Raw genomic sequence first — 22,659 nt, 5'->3', positions numbered from 1 at the left:
TCCCCTTTATTCTGATGTTCAATATATTTGTTTGCGCTTTCATTATAAAATGAAGTGAAGGCCAATCGAGATAGGGATTACACGTCCGTTTGGATAGAGAAATGGTTACAGTTTTCAGTCCGTATGATGAAGTATGGTTAACTTGTGATCATTTACCCTACCTACTGACTAACATTTGTCTATCTACCCCTCTTCTCGATCAAAACAAAAGCCGGCAGCTCCTAAAACAGGAAGCTGTCGGCTATTTATTTCCTCTACCTAGCTGCCGATATTCGCTTGGCAGAAGACCTGTCAGTTCGCGGAAAATCCGGCTGAAATATTTTTCATCCGTATAACCCACTCGCTCCGCAATCCAGAAAATCGTATTATTCGTATTGAGCAAGTACTCTTTGGATTTCTCTACCCGGATGAAGCGGGAGTACTCATTAAAGGTTTTCCCCATCAGATCTTTGAAACATTGACTGAAGTAACTTCGGCTGATATTGAGTTGTTGGGAGAGACCTGAAGCTGTATAGGCCTGTTCCAAATCCTGCTGCACGATCATCACTGCTTTTTTCACGGCATCGATGATTTCCTGTGAGTACGAAGTCTGTTCATCAGCCTTGCGAATGCTTGCAGCAGTCTGTTTGATCCATTCTTCAACCTCGTACCAAGACTCGAAAGAATGGATCATCGCGATTCTTCCAAGCGTAGTTTGGGCAAAAAGGTGGTTCCATTCCATCACGATTGAGTACAGCAATCCCATCAACTGACCTTTATGTAATCGTAAGGATATAAACTGATCAATGAGTTGATTGTAGTAACTGTCATGGTGGGTCCATGGGGTTTGGAACCAACTTTGTTTAATCCGGTCAAGGTCCTCATCCTGCGGTTCTTTTGAAAATGTATCTTCTTCATTCATGGAAATGGTAATGACTTGGTTATTGGGATTGTACGCATAGAATAAAGTCGTCTCTGTATAATTCCTAATCCAGTTTTTGATTTGCGACCATGTTCGCTCTTGTACATCAGACAAAACTAACAACGTACACTGGGGAACGTGATGCAGGCCTTCCTTCAATTGATGAAATAGTTGATCCTCTTCGGACGGGGGTGCAGCCCACATGCAGCTATTACGCTCAACCTCCCATCTAATCTCATCTTCATGCGCAGTTAGCTCCATTGGCCACTTCTGCTCTGATTTACGATCCTGTGAAACAAGTGCATACACATTTCGATAATGGACATTGATTTCATCCAGCGATGGCATCTTTCTTATCGTGCTTGTCAACCCGTTAATTCGGGTATGAATCCGTTGCAGAACATGTTCGAATTGCTCTTTCTCCAGCTGCACTTTGGCTATATAATCGATGGCTCCGAGTCTTAGCGCTTCCTGGATATAATCGAAATCCTGATGCAGTGTTAACACAACAATATGAAGTTCTGGATAGAGCTGCCTCGCAGCTCGCATCAGTTCAATCCCTGACATGACGGGCATCGCAAGATCCGTTAGCATCAGATCGACTGGTTGGGTTTTTAGGAAATCCAGCGCTTTCGCCCCGTTGCTGGCCTCTCCTACAACCTCCATGTTGAACTCGTTCCATGGCATCGCAGAGCTAATGCCTTTGCGTACCAGCTTATCATCATCTACAATCAATACCTTAATCATGCCGAGATATCTTCTCCTTTAATAGGCAATACGAGCAGTATGCTTGTCCCTGTTCCCAATTCACTCTCGATCACCAGTTGTGCTTGGTCCCCGTACTGTGCCTTTAACATGCGGTGAACATAATTGAGACCGATGCCCATCCCTACTTTTTGTTGTTCAGCTTCACGATTGTTCAGCAGATTATGAATGGTTTCCTCAGTCATACCTGCACCATTATCTTGTATCATAATGTTCAACGTTGAAGTGCATGTCACTTCAATCTGAATAAAACCTTCGTCACTTAATCCATGATATAACGAATTTTCAACCAGCGGTTGCAGAATAAAGCGGGGCACAGGAATTTGAAGTACTTGTTCATCTGCAGTAATGCGGACGTCAAATTCAAAGTCATAGCGAATTTGCTGCAAAATTAGATACTGTCTTAGGGCATCGATCTCCTCTTCCATAGTGGATACTTGCCCTAATTTGCCTAGATTGTAATAGAGCAGCTTGTTCAACGATTGTACCAGCTTGTCGATCTCCCCTTGTCCGTTCATGACGGCCAACCAGTGTACCGTATCGAGCGTATTCATTAGAAAGTGCGGGTTGATCTGATAGAGTAGCTTTTCCACTTCCAGGTCTGCACGAATCTTCTCTTTCTGCTGAACTTCCTTGAAGAGGTCACCAATCTGATGCTGCATATTCGAAAATTCACCCAACAGAAAATCAAATTCGGGAATCTGAGTGCGAGCTCGGCTCCCTTTTGTTTGTGGATTCTTGGACATTCCATTGATCTCCGAATGAAACAGACCGAGTGGTTTGTAGACCATCTTCCACAGAAGCCAAGCGAGAAACACGGTAAAGCCGAGGAAAAATAAAGCGACCAGCAAAATTTGAAGCAACCACTGGTTTTTCTCCTGTTGATATTGAGACTGCGAAATGACCGATACGACACTCCATTTCTGTGAGGAATCCTCCTTGAACCAGTGATACCCGCGGGATATCCCGTCTTTGGCAGGATCTACTGTTAAGCTGGAGAAATTCTCCCCTACCTTCATGGCTTCCGGTATTTCACTGTACACAATGTTTCCCTCACCATCCAGGATGAGATGAGATAATGCGCCGTTGTATTGATTGTAGCCCAAGATATCTTGAGTGAGGCGAAAGCCTGATTCTACGTAAATGAACACGTCGTTCCTCTCGGATAGTTGCACTTTGCGCATAGCAGACAGAACGAGTTGATCATCAAATCGGTTCATACTCATATGGGGGCCATAGTACTTAATGCCATAGGTTTGGAAGAGCACAGGCAGAGACTCAGGAGAGAAACGATCCTTAATCGGAAAGTTGCCGAACTGAGTAGTACCTTCTTTTTGAAAGTAATATAGGGTCAATCCGATATTAGGATTGGTGAAGGTCACAACACTTAACTCGTTTTTTAATTCGTCCCTGGCCTCAATCAGTTCGAAGATATCGGAGGACGGATTCAAGAATTCATCCATTCTTTTGCCTAAAGTACCCCTGTAAGATAATTGTTGCGTCACATGATTCAGATTGGTGATGGAATTCTCCAATGAGGATGTCACCTGCTGTAAATTGCTACGGATACCATCATCGATCTTATTTGCGAAAATGGAGTCGATCGTATAATAAGAAATCGCAAATATACTGATAAAGGGGATAAACGCACTGAGAAAGAACAGTAAAAATATTCTTTTTTTAAGTGTCATGGGAACCTATTCTCCTTCTGAAAATGAAACAGCAAGCCTCCTGCGTATGGAAGCTTGCTCTGAATATACATTCAAGCGGACAGGCTGTCTGTATCCTGTCCAAGTCCAATTTCCTTTCATCATTATAGATTGATATTCAAATAAGTCAAACGCTTTCATACTGTGCATATATAAAAAGTGCTACTCCTCAAAATGATGAGGAATAGCACTTTTGTATGCGTACCTTACTTCAGTTGTATCACTTCTTGTTAATGGAATGCTCGAACATTTCAGTCTACTCTCGTACCGTCACATTTAATTTGTGTGATCTGGTTTCCCCTGAAGAATTACGAAGTACAGCTTCATACTCGTAGATTCCAGGTACCCTTCCAGAGATTGAGGTAACCGCAGACTGTGCACCAGGAGAATGAGATTGCAGCATTTGTGTGTCAATCGATACACCATTTTCGTAAAGTTCGTATTCGGTTGCGTTTGTTCCCCACCACAGATTCATTGTGACATTATAGTTGCCGTCACCGTCCCAGTTGTCGTTCGACAGAACAGCTTGCCCCGGGGAAGCATCCGTGACGATGACTGTCAGTGGAACACTCATGGTTGAACCCAGTGCATTGATCAATTCTCCAGTATAGATATAGGTGCCATTTTTCTTTCCAGTAATATCAACTTGAACAGATTGGGCGGACGGGGATTGATCGACCAGAGAAATTTCTTTAATCAATTCACCGTTCTCATACAGTTTGAACTGATTGCCGTTATTACCCCACCATAGATTCATCGTGATCGTGTAGTCGCCGTCTTTGAGCCCCGTGTCGTAACCATTATTATCAGATAACACCGGAGTGCCTGGGGCACCGTTTGCAAGTGGCGTTGTCTGATGGAGCCATTCCTCCCACTTAATCAGCACACTTGCCTGCTCATCCGTAAATACGGTTCCTCTAGCTGCTTGAACGTCATTACCGTAGGATACAAGCAATTGACGCGCTTTTGCTCCTTCACGATTGTTTGCTGCCTGTTTGGCCTGCTCCAACGTGTTTGTGAGCTGATCAGCAAGAACACCAGCATTAGGATCAGTCGATTCATCTGCAAAGACGTTGGTCAGATTGATCAGGCTGTCGAATGTAGCAATAACGCCAAAACGATATTCTACCGTCTGTTCCCAGCCAGCCAAATCGGAGACCGTTGCCGTAACCTGGTTCAGGCCGGGTTCCAGTGTATACGCAGGAGTGTCGAGAAGCACACCCTCCGGTTCTTCCACACCGGATACCGAATCGGAGGCTGTATAGCCAATTTCCACATGCTGATCAATGGTGTATTCGGTTTGACCATGAATTTCAATGGTTGGAGGTACGAGATCAATGGATATGGACAAAGACTGTTCACTCTCTTTGTTACCGTCAACATCGACGCTCCAGTAGGTGATGGTATGTGTACCTTCTTCAGTTAGGGTCAACTGTGTGCCACTCACCGTTTCGCCACCATTGATTTGATAATAGGTCCCTTCGATATCGGAATCTTCATCGCTTGCTGTGAAGGTTACTTGGACTGGAGAAGTATACCAGTCGTTCTGCGATTCTCCTTCCACAGTTGCCGTAGTATGCGGAGCCTTCTGTTCCGGAGATTCCCCTTCCAGCGTGACAAAATCAGATAGCGGAGTATTCAATTCCTTCACAAGACGTGCCACGAGTTCAGAAACCTTGATTGCACCGTTCATTTGCAAATGTGTATTGTCTTCCGTTGTGCCTACCCACATGAATATCGATTTGGTTCCTTCAGTGCCAAGCTCCTGGAAATGCTCCCAACTGGCTTGGTTCAGATCGATGATAAGCGTTTCCGTTTCCTGCGCCGTTTCTTTCATCGCCTGTACGTATTCCGGGAAGCTTTTGTTCAGCACTTCTCCGGTAAAATCACGACGATTCACTGGCGTGACCAGAACTGGAATTGCCCCTCTCTGCAGAGCACCGTTAATGTATTCTTTCAGATATACCTTAAATTGCTCTGGTGTCAGATAACGCTCTGGACGTGAAGGTGTGGAATCGTTATGAGACCACTGCATGAACAGATAATCGCCTTCTTGAATGTCGAGTAAAATATCGTTAAGATATCCACCGACCAGGAAGGTTTTGCTGCTCAAACCTCCAACTGCCCGGTTATCAATACTGACTTCATTTGGATCAAAATATCCACCCAATGTTTCTCCCCAGCCTGCTTGCGGACGATAGTTTTCCGCGTAATTGGCCACAGTCGAATCGCTGGCCAGATAAATAACCGGTTTATCGCTTGCACTGTGATCTGGCAGGCGCTCCAGCTTCATCGCATTGATCTTCGGTGCATTTCCGGTAAAGTTGAAGTTAAACACCCCATCGATCAGGGCAATGTCATACGTGATTTCTTTGAATTCGCCCTTGGCAATGCTTGTCAGCGGCAGCTTTGTCATCTGCTCTACAACGACATTTGCGCTGGTTGATTCCTCTGCATCTCCGATGGTCATCGTTACCCGGTAATTCGCCGGCTCCATTTCCACCAGGAAAGAGGTACCATTTACTCGTGTGAAATCTTCCTTAAGCAAATCTCCGGTTTCCCGGTTCTCATCTTTGGTCAGTGCAGTATCAGCAAAGCCGTACCCGTTGCCTTCGATGTATGCTCTTTTGGCATCTACTTTAATGTATCCGTCGGCTGCGCCACCAGAACCAAAGTCAAATTTGTATTCGTTTATCTCTTCGCTCGCTTCACTTGTCAAAGAATCCTTCGCAACAGTTAACATGTTAAACGTATGGTCAACTTGAGCTTGGGTAGCTTCCGTATTGAAAATGGCTTCCGCAGCTACCAAAGCCCGGTTCACCACGGCCTTCGACGCATCTGTATAATCTGACAGATCTAGTGCTTTGATCTCATCATACAGAGCGATCAATGCAGTCTGATCGCCACCCTCTGAAGAGAGCTGAGTGCCTTCAATTCGCACGTTGTCGATCTGGGTAGTCCAGTTCAACGTGCCTCCACCGCCTTTTCTCGTGCCCAGGAACCGCATGGATCTGACGTTGTCCGCATATGCGGCGGAACTCAGTGGGATATCTTGAATCGTTTGTGTAAGTGTCGGATTCGCTAGGTTCGTTAATGTCAGATCAAGTGTTTTCTCGGCAAAATTAACGGTAGCATCCACATTGACCCACTGGTTCTTGGAAATATCTGTAGCCGTTCCCCCTTCAGGTATGGCTGTATCACCCGCGCCGTAGTCCGGATTATATGCACCGACATAATAATGAATTTTGGTGCTTCCGGTTTTGGTAAACAGCGTGAAAAGGGCATTTTCGTTAGAATCCTGTATTGTGAGGTGACCTTCTGATGGATATGCACTCACATTACCGGATTGCCAGTCAAAGTTCACGTTCACCTGATCGCCGTTCACGGCATCAAACAGACGGAATACCTTGGCCCGATTGCCCGATCCGGAACCCGCGACGGATAGTACCTTATTTCCGGACTGTTCAACTACCGTTCCCGCCATGGTTCCTGCGATACCCGTAGCATTGACCATCGCATACTGGTAGTTGGCAGCGTCGCCTTCAAAATCCTCCTCATAGAGCTGGGTTTCTGGCTCTGGTTCTGGCTCGGTAATATCTGGGTCAATGACCAGTGATGAGATACTCAGCTCCATGTCTTTGACTGCACCAGCAACGAGTCCGGCAATTTTCTGTGCACCATAGCTGCTGAAATGGGTATTATCGTTGATTCCATTCGGGTATTTCGGATATTCACCCGGATTAGCGTATAGGAATACTTTTTCCGTAGCTGTATTACCAATTTTGTCGTAGTACGCAATACTTAACTTGCTCAGATCAATCAGCGGCACGTCAAGCTCTTCTGCCACTTCTTTGGCAGCCTGCACGTATGCTGGGAAGCTGACGTTGAACTCCTGAGTCACCGTGTTGAAATCTCTGCGTCCAACCGGAGTGAGCAATACGGGTGTAGCGCCGCGCTGTTTGGCACCGTTTACATAACGAGTTAAGTAGATCTTATAATCCTCAGGGGATGCATACCGGTCCGGTATCCCTGCACTAGCGTCGTTATGACCAAAGGAAATGAAGAAGAAGTCCCCCGGCTTAATTCGTTGCAGGATTGTATCCAAACGACCGTCTACCATAAAGGATTTACTGCTTCGGCCACCGATCGCATCGTTCACGACGACTGCCCCATTGGAGAAATAACGTCCGAACTGCTGGCCCCATCCTTCTTGAGGAGCCTGCGCTTCACTATAAGATTGCATGGTTGAATCACCAGCCATATAGATCGTTGTTGCCGCACCAGCCGCTTTCTCTGGATATTTCTCGATGATGACGTCTTGGATGTCTATGGCTGTACCCGTGAATATAAGATCGAGCTGTCCATCCACCACAGCAATATCATAGGAATACTCCAGTGGTGCTCCTGCTGTCACATTGGTTACGGCGAGCTTCTGGACGAATTCGGATTTGACTCCAACGTTCGAGTCATTTGCATCATTGCCCAATCGCAGCGTCACCTTATAGTTTGTATTGGGCAGATCAACGGCAAATGTCGTGCCTGCCGCGACCGAAACCTGGTTTGCCCCTACCGTAACACCACTTGTATCCTTGAAGCCGTATCCCGGATCTTGTGCGTAGAGCGTATCCTGTATGTTCGTACTTCCTGACGCAGTCTCTGTACCGAAATTAAAGCGGTAGACCGGCTCCGGCATTTCAGCTTCGCGAGTCAGCGCCAGATCGGCTTTAGGGAATGCTGTAGCTTCCGCTCCAAGATAAAAGCCGGTATGAGGCGGCTGGTTGTAGGCTACATTTTGCCAGGCTACGCCAAGTCGATACACAGGGTCCTGCATCAGCGTAGGGATGCGATAGTCTGAAGGAATGGTCGTTGTGTAGAGACGATACTCCGAACTATCTTCGCTCCGCAGCAGAAGCTCCTCACGCCAGTCGCCCAGAATGTCCGCCTGAAATGCCGGATTGCCTTTGGTATGGTTGTTCGTTAACGTACCGGTTGCCCGGAAGATTTCATTCAGCTTTTTGTTTTGGTAATCCCACTTATAGATGAGCGGAATTCCTTTGGCTGTGCTATTATCCCACTCATGGTCCAATAGCTCCCGCTGAAGATCTCCATCCCACCAGATGGCGAAATTGGCGGTTTTGGGCCCTTCGTCCACAGTGTAGATAGCCTCTCCGGCAGCTGAATAAGTATTGGTTACTGGGACACTTTGCCCGTTGGTAACGGTCGTGGCCCATGATTCGTAACCCGGATAGTTCGGATCAATGTCCGCCGACATCCCGCGACCGGTGTCAAAACCTGTTTTCTCACCCCAAAGGATTTCACCTGTTGCCGCATCGCGCATCTCCAGTCCGTATGCCGCATCCGAATGCTCATGCACACTTACGACCTGATAGCCCTCCCGGTTCGGATTGAGCTGGCCGGCATGCATAGCATCACCGTGTCCGAGTCCGGTGCTGTACAGCAAGCTGCCGTCATCGTCAATGGCCAAGGCGCCAAACATAATTTCGTCCTTGCCGTCCTTGTCGACATCCAGCACACTTAGATTATGGTTGCCTTGTGATTGATATTGTGATCCTGCTTCGTTTGTGTCGAACGTCCAGCGTTTGACGAGTTCCCCGCCAACATAATCATAAGCAACAAGCACTGTGCGGGTATAATAACCCCGGCTCATCACGACACTTGGCTTCGTACCGTCCAGATAAGCAATCGCGCCAAGGAACCGATCTACACGGTTGCCATAGCCGTCACCCCAATCGTTGACGTTGCCTCTTGGCGGATCATAATTCACAGTGGATACAGCCGCGCCAGTCTCACCGTTAAACAGTGTGAGATATTCTGGACCTGACAATATGTATCCGCCGTCGTTGCGATAATCCTTCGTGCCATCACCAATGACTGTGCCTTGGCCATCCTTTGTGCCGTCCGCCGTCTTGACAACAACCTCAGCCCTTCCGTTGCCATCGAGGTCATACACCATTAACTGCGTATAATGCGCTCCGGCGCGGATGTTGACTCCCAGGTCAATTCTCCACAGCTTTGTGCCGTCCAGTTTGATAGCATCGATATAGACATTGCCGGTATAACCGGCCTGCGAATTGTCCTTGGAATTGCTCGGACTCCACAGGAAAACAATTTCATATTCGCCATCCCCATCCAAGTCAGCTACGGAAGCATCTCCTGCATAATAGGAGTAAGTTCCACCATCCTTAGTCCGGCCATCGGCCGGTTTATCGAGCGGGATAGGGAGATAATCGTTATGCCAGACTGATACAACCTCCGGCTGCATCTGCTCTTTGCCTTCAATAACGGTGGAGATCTGATATTGCGAGCTGTCGAAACCAGTGGTGTCCACATAGTTCGTCACATCGCTTATGGGTGATGCGTTCACTTTGGTTCCATTTTTATATATATTGAAAGCGATATCATCTGGGTCGTTGTTTAAATACCTCCAGCTTAAAAAAACGCCGTTGTCTACAAGAACCGCAACCAAACTCCGGTTCAGGTATTCTGCTTGGCGACCCGGCAGGCCGTTTGATGATGACTCTGCACGCATCGGTGCCGGAGGAACAGCCAGTGAAATAACCATAAGGAGTGCTAAAAAAGATACAAACATCGATTTCTGGATGGAAACAGTTCTTCGGATCATTCGATTAACTCCTCCTTATCTAAAAATTCATTTTTAGAATCATCAGTTCGATCCTGCCCAGCTTGTTGTCATATGAACACAATTTACAGCCACCTCCTTTTTATGTTACCGCTTACATTTATCTTACAGGTCTAAAAAAAGACAGACAATCTAAAAAATGTGACGTATTATATAAGATAATTGACTTTTTTAGGAAGGAGATGAAACGATGGTTCATACGGTTTCTTATGCTTTTCGTAATGACGATACATCAATCATGACACTGGACTCTATTGGATGGCAGATCGTTTCTAGCGAGGAATATTGTTGTCCAAGTGATGATAGACCGGACCCGGGGCACGTCGTTTTTCAATACACGCTTAATGGCCAGGGTTATCTGGATATTGACAATCAAACGCTCCCTTTACCGAAGGGGCATGCCCTACTTGTCAAAATCGCAGGAGAACATTGCTATTACTATAAACAAGAGAACAACGAACCATGGGAATTTATATGGATCAACATTCGCGGGGATGAAGCTAACCGAATTTGGGATATGATGCATGATAATGAGGGACATGTCATTCGACGAAACGCGGACTCTCCCTTGATTCAAGAGTTATGGCAAATTATCAATTTGATTCATCAAGAGAAAGTTACGGACAAGTATCGCTTGTCCATGCAAGTCTATCGGTGGTTGCTTATCCTGGTACAGACGAGTCGGGATGCGGAGAAGGATATCGGTGCCCTTTCCATAACAACAATTGAGAAATGTAAAAAGTTCATTCGAGAGAATTATGCATCTCCATTGACGTTGGATCTTCTAGCCAGCCATTGCGATATCAATAAACACTATTTGTGCAGGTTATTTCAGAAATCCGAGAAAACATCACCGTTAGCCTATCTCAAAGACAGACGCATTGAGGTTGCAATCCGGCTACTCCGCACAACGGAACTTCCGATTTCTCAAATTGGCCAACATTGCGGCTTTGAGAGTCCCAGCTACTTCGGCAAAGTTTTTCGTCAATATATGTCCATGTCTCCCAAAGAATATCGTTTGAATAAGTTAGAGTTTCCTTATGAGGCCATCTATTATGAGTAGCTAAACTCGCTGTTTGCTAGATGTCCTTGGCTCGGGAACTGCTCTTATACCAATACAATAAAAAAAGCCGCTAGAATAGCGACTTTTAATGGAACTATATTCTTTCTTGTGTGCTTCGACAATTGCTGCAATTATTGAGCGGTGTATCCTCCGTCTATGATCAAGCTGTTTCCTGTCATATATGAAGAATCGTCACTAGCTAGGAACAGAACGGCTTTGGCCATCTCTTCTGCTTGACCCAGACGTTTCATCGGTGTTGCCGCAGAAAGTGCTTGCTTGCTCTCTTCCGGGATAATCGGTGTATCGATAAAGCCTGGGCAAAGGGAGTTCACCCGAATATTCTGCTCAGCATACTCGAGCGCGAGTGAACGAGTCAGATTCACAACGCCGCCTTTAGCTGCATTGTAGGCTGCTGAACCAGGCGAACCAACCCATCCGTACATGGACGCCGTGTTAACGATTGTGCCTCCGCCAATTTTCAGCATTTCGCGGATCGATTCACGAGCGACCAAGAATACGCCGTCCAGATCAACATTGACCGTATTGCGCCATTCGGCATAATCAAGCTCATGCGTCGGATGAACACGTCCAATTCCCGCATTGTTGAATACGATATCGACTTGACCAAATGCTTCTACGGTTTGTTTGAAAATCTCAGAAACCTCTTCTTCACTTGTTATGTTTGCTTTAATAAAAAGAGCCTCTGCTTTAAGCGCTTTCAGTTCCTGCTCAAACGCCTTGCCTTTTTCTTCATTCAGATCCACCAAGACCACTTTAGCTCCTTCGGAAACGAATAAGCGAGCTGTCGCTGCACCAATCCCGGATGCTCCTCCTGTGATGACTGCAACTTTATCTTGAAGTTTGCCCATGAATAAATCCCCCAGTATAATATTTTGAATAGCGCCTATATAAATAGTGCTATATGATGTTTACAAAACTAATTCTATGCTTAAAATTGTAACAATCCAATCATTAAGATGTGACCAAGTGTCTACCTCGTAGACACTTTATAAAACTATGTCTATATTTATAGGAGTTTTCTTGAATGAATAATGAACTTATTGTGACATCTCAACATCGTAATCGAACCAAGGAGCACCTAAAAACTGCTCTGATTCAGCTCATTAAGAAAAAAGGATTCCATGGTGTTTCTGTCAAAGACATCGTTGATCAGGCGGGTTATAATCGCAGCACGTTTTATTTACACTACCAGGATAAATATATTCTCGCCGAAGAGTTGTTGAGTATGACACTCGAAGGATTGAGGGGCGCAGTAGGTAAACCCTATTGGCACGGTCAAAAGGTTTCAACAAACAAGCTGGATGCCGAATCTTTTCAAATCGTGGATTATATCTACGAACACCGTGACTTCTTCGAACTGATTCAATACGATGATACGTTACCTGGTTTACATACAGGCTTTCCACAAACCATACTCAAAATCTATCAGGAGCAATTTGTCTTTGAGACGATCAACAACTCGCCAGTTAACATGGACTATTTCAAATACTATACCGCCTACGGTTTTTTTGGGCTGTTGAACAATTGGATATTAAGCGGATATCGTGAGTCACGCGAGGCATTTATCAAAAACGTGATTGAACTCACCAAAACGCATATTCACTCTTTTCATTATGTCGGTAACACGTTTGAATCATGATCTCGAGTAAGTTGATTAAATTAGATGCATACATAAAAAGTCGCTATATTAGCGACTTCTAATGGGACTATATGTTACCTTATATGCATCACAGCAATCCTTATTGAATAGCCAATTTCACAAATCACAATTATTTATTGTCCAATCGGAGATGACACAATGGTATTGTCCGTAGCTTAAATTTGTCCAAATGAGATTAATATCTTTCGAGTTCTGCCTTCAAATCTTCAATTAGTATCTCGACATCTAGTACAGCAGAATCAACTTTATTAAAGAATATTGATGGTTTGTAACCCTCTGTCTTTAAGTTTGGCAGAAATTCGTCTATGAATTCGTACAAATCAATACGTTCACTTGAATAAATCTCCCAATCATCGGTTGCACAGTACTCCGCGAATTCTTTTTTAGGCCAAAATGGAAGTGATTTGTTGCCTTTCTCATCTTCAGTAACTGACCATCCATTCTCATAAAGACCCCACACTTCCTCTGTATCTACTACTTTTTTGATGAAGTATTCATAACGAATATTTGCAGGGCGATTGATAACAGATTCCAATTCTTTTTGATTCATATTTCCTCCTAATCATGTTTTATCATTTTCATTTGATATCGTATCTGTATTACATCTTATAGTTTTTGAATATTTTAAACACTGTTTTCGTAACCTCTTCTTACCTTGTAACCACGTTTATGCTGCATTGGTATCCCCTGAGGACTCTTACATTTTTGTGTTTCTTGCTCATATTATATTTAGATCACTTTTGATTTCACCTCGCAATGAAGTTGAAACCTTATCATCATTTGCTACTCTGTAAGTCTAACTTGTTTTCCTGACCATCCCATTTTCTTTGCGGCAGACGACGTTCCCTTTTTGATTGCTTTTACTGCAGATTTTGTTATAGTCTTCTTAATAGAGGATTCGACAATGTTTTCTAGAGGCAAAATAATTAATGTTCTAGGGTTGCAGAAAATTTTTCAGTACCTCTTTTATTAATTAAAGCAACTTCAAAATCAGATATCCATGTAAGTTCACCTAGATGTTCAGCATAGGCAAATTCATCTGGTTGTTCTGATATGACCTTCTCTAAATGTACTTGCGTACCATCATCACGTTGTAAAATAGATAGGAATATATCCATGCTATCTACATTATGATGACAAATGACTCTAGCATTGTACTTTTTATTAGGGCTCTTCACGTCTTTTTTCCAAGTCCATTCATTTACATAATCTAACTCCTCTATTTGCAAAGCTATCTCCTTAAACGGATCAATATCCCAATTTTTACTTAGAGCAAGTTTCTCTATGCCTTCCATTAGCAGGCGAAGCGTAGCCTTTTTTTTCTCCAACTCATTTTTTCCACTAAAGTCATTCAAACTAAATTGGATCGGTACCGAACACACACCAGAAACGTTAACAATACGTTCATCCGTAATGTTTTCTACACACTCTATTAGGACTTTCCAACAATCTTTCGTTTTGTATTTCCCCAACAGACGTTCATACATCGCTGTAATACAGCGAGTTTCCAAACTAAAAGAGCGTCTTTTCCATTTCCAATTCAACGCATAATCTAATTTCGTAGCTTCGTTGTACTCACATTTTTGTTTTTTCATTATAGATTCAATATTTTCATCATCTACAATATACGGTAAATCCAAATTGAATCCTTTTAGATACATCTGGTTCTCTCCTTAGATTACTCCCGATGGTAAGTGCATTATTAACTTCTATCCAAACTTGAAGCCCAATTTTTGAAGCAATTAAGCATCTCTTCTAAATTTTTTGCTCCCCCTGCACTGTGAAACACTCCATCTCTCACGATACAGTAGAACCAATCTTCTTCAGTTCTCTCTTCTTCAATCGAATCAAATGGCGCATCTTCTAAATAGGTATCCGTCAAATCGATTTCGACAGACCAACCAGGATTATCCACCGTATCAATTCGCACACCGTATGAATGCTCCCAATCTCCGTCACAGTTTTCATAATACCAGCTTTGAATCCATTTTAGGATATCCATCATCGTGACCTCTTTTTAGTTTTTTCTACTCTAGGAACTATTTATTTAAAGGGGTCCTCATGCCATGTTTCATACTTTTTTCGTATGAATTACCTTTTAGTAATAATTTGCTTTTTTTATATAGGGTATACTTAAAAGCAAGGGGAATCAAGGAGGTTATTATGAAAAAAATAATATTGTTTATATTCATTAGTATGATTATACTTGCGGGCTGTTCTAACAAGGATGAGAAAGAGAATTATCCAGTTTTCGATGGCACTGTAGTATTTAAAACAGATGAAAATGACAAGTACAAATTTCTTGTACTACAAAATATAAGTAAGGAAGACCTGGAGAATGGAAATCTTGAGGATTTTATAGAACTAGCACAAGACCAGGAAGCTTCGTATTATTTGGTCGATAGAGAAACATATGAAACATTTGAAGTAGGGCAAAGAGTAAGAATCACTGCTGGCTTTGACCAACTAGAACCCTCGCCACCCATTAGAACGGTTGTGAGTATTGAACAAATAGGCTAAGAATTCTTCGATTGTTCAAAACGATAAAAAGACCTTAACGTTTCCACGAACGTATGGTCTTTTTACCATTTTGGTTTCAAGAGTTCGGAGTTAAATCTCGTGCGGTTAAATCCGTCCGCCCTCTTCTCTCGTTACCCCTTCTGAAAACTCCAGGCAAATCAATACTAAGGCTTTTGAGGTTTCTTAATCATCTCTACGCCGTCAAAGGTAAGGCTGTCAATATCCGTATCCTTTTTCAACATATATTTATCAAAGAACGCCTTTGTATAAGAAGTGATGATGTTGCGCTGTTCCATCGCGTCTCGGGTTCCTCTGGATTTTTTATCCGTAGTTGTAAACAAGGAATCGGAGAAGTCACCATGGACTACATTATCAATAATGGCAAAGTAGGTGTCCTTACTGTTGGATTCAAGGAGAAATGCATTCGTGTTATAGGCTAGCACGGTGCTAAGCTGCATGAAAGGTTTCTTAAAATCGCTATCCAAGGCACCTAACATATTACCGTCAAGGTTTACAGCGCCGACAAATCGGTCATCGTCACGGCTAACAATTGCCGCTGTCGTTCCTCCAAAAGAATGTCCGAACACACCCATACCGAGATCAAGCTGTAATCTGCCTTTAAATATGGATTCCATGTCACCTGTATTCATTTTGTACAAGTTATCTGCAACATATCGAATATCCTCGCTCTGTAAAACGGCATATTTTGCAAACTTGACTGCTTCAGGCGCCGAAGTTAATTTGCGAGCAATTTCAATAGCTTCTTCTTCCTCAAGCTTCTCAGTCACAATTTCAGGTGGTGTTAGGGTGGCCGCTTCCATTCCGTATTTCGTTACTTCGTCCATAAATTTCTCTGACAACCCAACCGTTCGTCCATCTTTAAGTTTGTACACACCACTTTCGGCATGGCCAATGGATACCACAATATAGCCAGCACTTGCCAGGTCTTGAGCGAACAAAGTGCCTTGCTGTGGGTAAGCGCCTGCGCCATGAACAAAGAATAAAACCGGATATTGTTTTTCCTTTTCAGACAAGGCCAGATCGTCGTAAGACCACGTCTTGAAATTGGAATCAAAAAGCTGCTCACCACCCGCTGTGCCCCCTAATCTAACCAAAAGCTTATCCCTCAGTGAATGAAACTCCGGAAATGCATATTCTGCCGTCGGCTTGCCCTCATTACTGTCGGACGGATAGAAAAATAATGCCGTCAGTTCTCTTTCTGAATGGTCTGATGCTGTGTACTTGAAGTCCATCTGTGTACGCCCGACCGTATAACTTCCCATCGGTTTCGGAAACTCATTCTGTGCGGAAGCAACGCTATTTTCAGGTTTCGGAATTTCCTCCTGTGTGGAAGTCCCGCTACTAGTGCTACTGCAGGCGGATAGCATGGTCAGTGAGATAACAGTTGCCAGAATCGTTGTCAGTCTTTTTTTCATCATTTTTCCTCCAATTTGTATTCATGCAACTATCATAAACGGAGGAGAAAAATAAAAAATCGTACAAAAGGGCAAGTCCCCAGTGTACGATCGGGCAAATCTATGAAATGTTAGATTATAAATGCAATATTCCACGCTCCACCGCGACGGCGACGGCCTGCGGTCTCGAATCCACACCCAATTTATTGTAGATACTCGTTAAATGAGTCTTTACAGTCCGTTCGGATATGCCCATATCAAAGCCGATTTCTTTACTTCGAGAGCCACGGGCAATTGCTTGAAGCACGATTAGCTCTTTGTCTGTGAGAGATATCCTCGTCGAGGATGATTCTTTCGCCTTTTCTGATGTCTTGTGAGCAAATACTTTCTCGCTGATCTCCGGAAGTAGCAACGTTTCTCCCCGCATCGCTGCATCAATCGAACGAAATATCATCTCTCTTCCCGTGTCCTTTAGCAAATACCCTTTAGCACCTAAAGCCAGCCCGCGGATCATCATTTCATCCTCGTTATATGTAGTCAAAATAATGATCGGTATATCCATTCCTTTAGCTCTGAGCGCTGTCATGGTATCAAGGCCACCCATTTCAGGCATGTTTAGATCCAATAGAATAATGTCCGGCTTGTAAGTATCTACCCATCGAATCGCTTCCATACCGTTAGATGCTTCTGCAACTACCTCGTACCTTTGATTGGTTTCCAGGATCAGCTTAAGTCCCTCCCGAACGACGAAATGGTCGTCCACGATAAGAATCTTGATTGTCATACGTTGGTTTCCTCCTGTTGTAATGGGATGCGAACAGAAACTTGGGTTCCTTGCTTTCCGCTTTCAATTTCGATCTCCCCGCCCATAATTCGGGTTCGTTCATATAAGCCAATTAGACCATAACTACCGCATTGTTTCTCGATGAGGTTGGTATCGAACCCTATTCCGTCATCCGTTATGCTTAGCTCGATTTCGTTTTCCCGCGCAGCAACCACGACTTCTACATTCGTAGCATTAGCATATTTAGCTGTATTGGCCAAGCATTCTCGGATGATATGTAAGCTATGTTCGAAGATCAACTTCGGCACCACCAGATGGGGCATCGATAACCGAGTGACAATACGAATCCCTGTCATTTGTGAGAAATGTTCAGCCTCTTCCTTCACCGCTTTAGAAATATTTATGACCTCTGCAGAATACGAACGCAAGTCGTCAATTGCGCTTCTCGCTTCTGAAAGCGTGCGCTTGGCTTGGGCTTTTGACAACTGAACAATCTCGTGGGCACGGTGGTTATTATCATTTTCTAAATGCGCATCTACGGCATCAAGCTGCATGATGAGACCTGCCAGCCCTTGTGCCAAGGTATCATGTAAATCACGGGCCATCCTTTGACGTTCATTGGCAATCGTTAGCTCCTCAACTTTCCTGTGCGCTCGTTCCAACTCACGTAAAAACGACTGGGTCCGCAATTTGGCACGAACTTGTTTATAGAACAAAGCAGCATAGCCGATTACGAAAAACATGATGAAGAAGAGCGATGGTACTGTAGATGGCAAATCCTCGGTAGTCCCGAGCCAAACCAGGGAGACAGAAAACAAGGTACAGTAAAAGGTACATACCAGAAGCACCTTCATCCGTTGAGCGTATACGCCAATACTCTGACCGGCCAAAGCCGTCAATAGACTTACAAAAATGAGAGAATGAGCATTAGGCATGAATAACGCACACCCCCAGACAATACATCCTTGTGTCACAAAATAAATCCAGGGTCTTCGATCGACAACGTATCCTGCATACCAATGCAGCAGAACGTGAACCAGAATGAGAGCTGTAAACATCATAAATTCAAACCATGTGGGCAACATCGGTAGCTGGGAGTACAATGCAGAAAAATAAATCAGAATACCCCAGATCAAAGCAGGCAGACGAGAATCACGCAGAACATTTTGAATATCAGATCGGGAGCTTGTATACGGTTTGTCTTTCGAATAATCACTCATGCTTGATCACCTCTATCAAGTACTATCTCAAAACAATCTCTCTAAACACAAAAAAAACGGTACATTACTGTACCGATCATTGACTCACTCCATCTATGTTAATGTACGAAGTGTCTCGAAGTCCAGCCCCAGCAGAATCGTCACAATTCCACGCAGCCTTACCGCCCCGCACTATCCCATCATCCATTTCTTCTGTGAGCATGTATTCCTCTATTCTGCTGCTATACTACCCAATTTCATTTCATGGTCCTCTGCTCCTTCCAAAAAGACCGTCACATGTTTTCCAATACACCAGCTGCATGCTTTGTTTCTTTATATTTAAAGTAATCAAAATCGGCATGTTTTCGGGTTCCACCTAGATCCTGCACACAAAGACCGATATAGGTTCCCGTAAACCGGATATACTCCGGAGATTCATCGGACAGATGTGTGATATCAACCCACTCGCCTGCTGTATTCCAGGATGAATCACTATTTAACGAATAATAAAAGCGGGCGCGATCTTGATCCACCACAGCCTTTAAACGGAGCGTGCTCACCGAATCTAGCGGAATATCCTCCAGCAGTTCGTCGTATACCCCGTATTTGGACTGAATAATCCCCAGGCAGTGCTCTTTCTCTTCATGATAAGTTACACGTAAGTAGAGATAGTCCTGGGTATCGTAGTACAAAATCAATCCTGCCATTTGCTGTGGATGGTCCGGCGCAAATTCCAGACACGTCTCGGCTTCACACTCCAAGGCCTGAAGTCTCCGTGCGATCATGCTTTGCCTGTGCGTTGAACTCATCGACTCCATGCCGTGCAAGCGTAAGTAACCGGGGCGTTCCGTCAAGCTGAGCCAAGTCGAATCGGGTGGAATGCGAAGTGTATTCCAATCATGCCGAAGCTCAAAGTGATCGAAATGATCCATTTCAACAATCGGCTCAAACGGATGGGACTGGTTCATCGGTGCAGGCACCTGAACCTCCGGATATCGGTCACCGCTCGCAAGTCTCAGCCAGCCGTCCTCACTCCACGTACATGGCTGAAGTGCGGTCTCACGTCCAAGAATGCAATATTTGTGCTGAACGGGTCGTCCGACCAGATGAGCCATGTACCATTCGCCGGTATGCGTTTCGACCAGACTACCGTGGCCTGCCTTTTGCAGAGCTAAATCCGGTCTGCCGTATGAAGTGAGGATCGGATTGGCAGGATCGACCTCATAAGGACCTTGTAACGTACGGGAACGTGCTGAGGTAACCGCATGCTCATAACCGGTTCCACCTTCAGCCGTAATGAGATAATAATAGTCGTTGTGTTTATACAGGTGGGGTGCTTCGGTCAGGCCTAATTCTGTTCCCTTAAATATGTTAACGGCCGGTCCGATCAGCTTATGTTCCTGGACGGAATATTCCTGAAGAACGATGCCTGCAAACCGATTTTTGCCCTTACGATGATCCCATATCATATTGACCAGCCACTTACGCCCGTCTTCATCATGAAACAGGGAAGGATCAAAACCGCTGCTGTTCAGATACACCGGATCGGACCAAGGGCCCTCGATATCCGTTGCTGTCACAAGGTAATTGTGGGTATCTTTAAAAGCGCCTACCCGGCTTTTAACATCGGTGTAGATCAGGTAAAACACACCGTTGTCGTAACTAAGACAGGGTGCCCATACGCCTCCGGAATTAATGTTGCCCTCCATGTTCAACTGCGTTACACGAGTCAGCGGAGAAGCGATGGGTCGCCAATGAACCAGATCCCGAGAATGGTGAATCCGTACACCAGGGAACCATTCAAAGGTGGAAGTAGCGATATAATAATCCTCCCCTGCTCGGCAGATGGACGGATCGGGATGGAAACCGGGAAGGATGGGATTGGTGATCATTTTCTGGATCTTATTCATGGAAGAAACCTCCGGTATGAAAGTGATGATCTGTACAACAACAGATATAAGAAAGGTGGATATCAGTACCAGCCTAGCGCTTTTTTGCCGGCTTCCAGGGCGGTTATGATCCGCTCGACATCATATACATTCCCTCTCCAAGTCCCACCGCTGACCGATTGCAATGCAGCCCAGAGCTTTGTATCATCCGGCAAAGCTTCATCAGGTCTCATATCCGGATGGAAGGGCCTTTGTGCCAGGATGAGAGCACCTTCTTCCGGCGAAAACGCCAGCTCTCCTTCTCCGACAAAGTTAATGCTACCCTCCAGTGTGTTACGATCAACCTCGATGTCAATCAGGTCTCCGTTCCGCAGCTTGCCAATCGGTCCGCCTGCCAGCGCTTCGGGGCCAACATGACCAATACACGCTCCGGTGGAAACACCGGAGAACCGGGCATCCGTAATCAGTGACACGTATTTGCCAAAAGGCAAATGTTTAAGCGCAGATGTAAGCTGGTACGTCTCCTCCATCCCGGTTCCCGATGGACCTCGCCCGAGAAGCACAACAACGTCGCCAGCCAGAATACCTCCGGTCTTAATCGCATGGATCGCCTCACGTTCGGTGGTAAACACCTTTGCTCTGCCACGATGACGGTATACGCCATGCTCATCCAGCACAGCAGGATCAATAGAGGTGGATTTGATGACAGAACCTTCTGGAGCGATATTCCCGGTTGGAAATGTTACAGTCGATGAGATTCCAAGCCGCTGAGCGTGTTCTACACTCATGATGACACTGTCCGGATCGATGCCGTCCTGCTCTTTTAACTGCTTCCGCATGAGATGACGGCGTTCCGACGATTCCCACCAGTCCAGTACCTGACCCAATGAAGTACCTGTAACCGTTGGTACAGACTCATCCAACAGACCAAGCTGTCTGAGGTGTAGCATGACCTCCGGTACACCTCCTGCCTGAAAGACACGTATGGTCGGATAAAAGATCGGTCCGTTTGGCAGGGCACTAACCAGCCGCGGAACATTTTTGTTGACCTGTATCCAGTCCTGTACCGTGGGTACGGTTAAACCCGCTGCATGGGCAATCGCCGGTATGTGAAGAAGCAGATTGGTCGATCCTCCAAACGCAGCATGGACGGTCATCGCATTGCGAATGGATGCATCCGTGACGATGTCTGCCATCCTCATCCCCTGAGACTCCATATGGATGAGTGCACGTGACGATTGGCGCGCCATTTCAAACCAGATCGGCTGCCCGGAAGGTGCAAGCGCGGCATGTGGCACTGTCATACCCATTGCCTCGGCTACAACCTGGGCTGTAGCCGCGGTACCTAGAAACTGACAGCCTCCTCCCGGTGTAGCACAAGCTCGGCATCCTAAATCCGACGCCATTTCCAGAGAAAGTTCCCCGTTGACGTACCGTGCACCGATGGTCTGAATTTTACCGGCGTCCTCTCCATCGGTAGGCGGAAGTGTGACGCCACCGGGAACGATTACGCCAGGCAATTGCGGCATGCCGGCAAGCGCGAGCATCATCGCTGGAAGGCCTTTGTCACAAGTGGCGACACCAAGCACGCCTTTACGTGTTGGCAGCGAGCGAATCAGTCTGCGAAATACCATAGCGGCATCGTTCCGGTACGGAAGCGAGTCAAACATGCCGGTTGTCCCCTGAGATCTGCCGTCACACGGATCGCTGACATATCCAGCAAACGGGATTCCTCCCCGGCTTGACAGTTCTTCTGCGGCAGCCTTCATCAGCAGGCCGACCTCCCAGTGACCCGTATGGTAACCGAGTGCTGCCGGGCTGCCATCTTCATTGCGTATGCCACCTTGCGTACTTAAGATCAGATATTGTTTTCCGTTCAATTCCCCGGGCTTCCAGCCCATTCCAACATTCTGGGACATGCCAAACAAGTCGCCGCTTGGAGCATTCCGCAGCAAATCATCCGTTAAAGGCAGACGTCCGGCAGCCCCTGGAGCATGTGCTATGATATCGAAGCAGTTGGACGCGGTCTCTCCCATAATCGACGTAATCTGTTCGTACATGATAGCCTCCCA

At 45.3% G+C, this 22,659-nt stretch carries 15 protein-coding genes; 3 read left to right on the top strand and 12 right to left on the bottom strand.

Translation table 11 applies throughout. The features are described 5' to 3' along the window. Positions 1-241 precede the first annotated feature (241 nt). The 3 genes from CXK86_RS12760 to CXK86_RS12750 form a co-directional block, all read right to left on the bottom strand. Complete coding sequence (locus CXK86_RS12760; protein ID WP_076253172.1) at positions 242-1,648, bottom strand: response regulator transcription factor; 1,407 nt, start codon at positions 1,646-1,648, stop codon at positions 242-244. After that, a complete protein-coding gene (locus tag CXK86_RS12755) occupies positions 1,645-3,357 on the bottom strand; it encodes a sensor histidine kinase (protein WP_076253171.1) in 1,713 nt (570 codons plus the stop codon). The genes CXK86_RS12760 and CXK86_RS12755 overlap by 4 nt, the downstream gene beginning before the upstream one ends. Positions 3,358-3,631: 274 nt before the next feature. Beyond that, positions 3,632-10,018, bottom strand: a complete 6,387-nt coding sequence (locus CXK86_RS12750) for a rhamnogalacturonan lyase family protein (protein ID WP_101313842.1) — start codon at positions 10,016-10,018, stop codon at positions 3,632-3,634. 208 nt (positions 10,019-10,226) lie between these two features. On the opposite strand from CXK86_RS12750, the gene CXK86_RS12745 reads away from it, so the two are divergent. Next, entirely contained in the window at positions 10,227-11,099 is an 873-nt protein-coding gene (locus CXK86_RS12745; protein ID WP_076253169.1) for an AraC family transcriptional regulator, read from the top strand. Between the two features lie 131 nt (positions 11,100-11,230). On the opposite strand, the gene CXK86_RS12740 is transcribed toward CXK86_RS12745, so the two are convergent. Next, positions 11,231-11,968 carry an SDR family NAD(P)-dependent oxidoreductase gene (locus tag CXK86_RS12740; protein ID WP_076210575.1) on the bottom strand — a complete coding sequence of 246 codons (738 nt, stop codon included), beginning with the start codon at positions 11,966-11,968 and terminating at the stop codon, positions 11,231-11,233. A gap of 176 nt (positions 11,969-12,144) precedes the next feature. Between CXK86_RS12740 and CXK86_RS12735 the strand changes: the two genes are divergently transcribed. Further along, complete coding sequence (locus CXK86_RS12735; RefSeq protein ID WP_076253168.1) at positions 12,145-12,759, top strand: TetR/AcrR family transcriptional regulator; 615 nt, start codon at positions 12,145-12,147, stop codon at positions 12,757-12,759. Between the two features lie 196 nt (positions 12,760-12,955). Here CXK86_RS12735 and CXK86_RS12730 read toward each other — a convergent pair whose 3' ends face one another. From CXK86_RS12730 to CXK86_RS12720, 3 genes are all read right to left on the bottom strand, one after another. Continuing rightward, positions 12,956-13,330: a DUF2750 domain-containing protein gene (locus tag CXK86_RS12730; RefSeq protein WP_076253167.1), complete on the bottom strand. Its 375-nt coding sequence runs from the start codon at positions 13,328-13,330 to the stop codon at positions 12,956-12,958. Between the two features lie 376 nt (positions 13,331-13,706). Beyond that, a complete protein-coding gene (locus CXK86_RS12725) occupies positions 13,707-14,441 on the bottom strand; it encodes a hypothetical protein (RefSeq protein WP_076253166.1) in 735 nt (244 codons plus the stop codon). Positions 14,442-14,482: 41 nt separating this feature from the next. Continuing rightward, positions 14,483-14,782, bottom strand: coding sequence for an immunity 53 family protein (locus CXK86_RS12720; RefSeq protein ID WP_076253165.1), 300 nt, complete (start codon positions 14,780-14,782; stop codon positions 14,483-14,485). Between the two features lie 161 nt (positions 14,783-14,943). Here CXK86_RS12720 and CXK86_RS12715 point away from each other — a divergent pair, with 161 nt between their 5' ends. Next, the gene (locus CXK86_RS12715) at positions 14,944-15,300 is read left to right on the top strand and encodes a DUF3221 domain-containing protein (RefSeq protein ID WP_076253164.1); all 357 of its coding nucleotides are present in this window, start codon (positions 14,944-14,946) and stop codon (positions 15,298-15,300) included. Positions 15,301-15,464: 164 nt separating this feature from the next. Here CXK86_RS12715 and CXK86_RS12710 read toward each other — a convergent pair whose 3' ends face one another. From CXK86_RS12710 to CXK86_RS12690, 5 genes are all read right to left on the bottom strand, one after another. After that, a complete protein-coding gene (locus CXK86_RS12710) occupies positions 15,465-16,736 on the bottom strand; it encodes an alpha/beta hydrolase (protein ID WP_257467834.1) in 1,272 nt (423 codons plus the stop codon). Positions 16,737-16,851: 115 nt separating this feature from the next. Beyond that, on the bottom strand, positions 16,852-17,499 hold the full coding sequence (locus CXK86_RS12705; RefSeq protein WP_076253163.1) for a response regulator: 648 nt from the start codon (positions 17,497-17,499) through the stop codon (positions 16,852-16,854). Then, positions 17,496-18,719: a sensor histidine kinase gene (locus CXK86_RS12700; protein ID WP_076253162.1), complete on the bottom strand. Its 1,224-nt coding sequence runs from the start codon at positions 18,717-18,719 to the stop codon at positions 17,496-17,498. Before CXK86_RS12700 ends, CXK86_RS12705 begins: the two co-directional genes overlap by 4 nt. A gap of 272 nt (positions 18,720-18,991) precedes the next feature. After that, positions 18,992-20,608, bottom strand: a complete 1,617-nt coding sequence (locus CXK86_RS12695) for a glycoside hydrolase family 43 protein (RefSeq protein WP_083684768.1) — start codon at positions 20,606-20,608, stop codon at positions 18,992-18,994. 62 nt (positions 20,609-20,670) lie between these two features. Continuing rightward, entirely contained in the window at positions 20,671-22,647 is a 1,977-nt protein-coding gene (locus CXK86_RS12690) for a YjhG/YagF family D-xylonate dehydratase (RefSeq protein WP_076253161.1), read from the bottom strand. Between the last annotated feature and the right edge of the window lie 12 nt (positions 22,648-22,659).

Source organism: Paenibacillus sp. BGI2013, from assembly GCF_002843485.1.
In the GTDB taxonomy this organism is placed as follows: Bacteria; Bacillota; Bacilli; order Paenibacillales; family Paenibacillaceae; genus Paenibacillus; species Paenibacillus amylolyticus.
The sequence above is the reverse complement of the archived record's forward strand: the minus strand, read 5'-3'. Positions and strand labels throughout refer to the sequence as shown.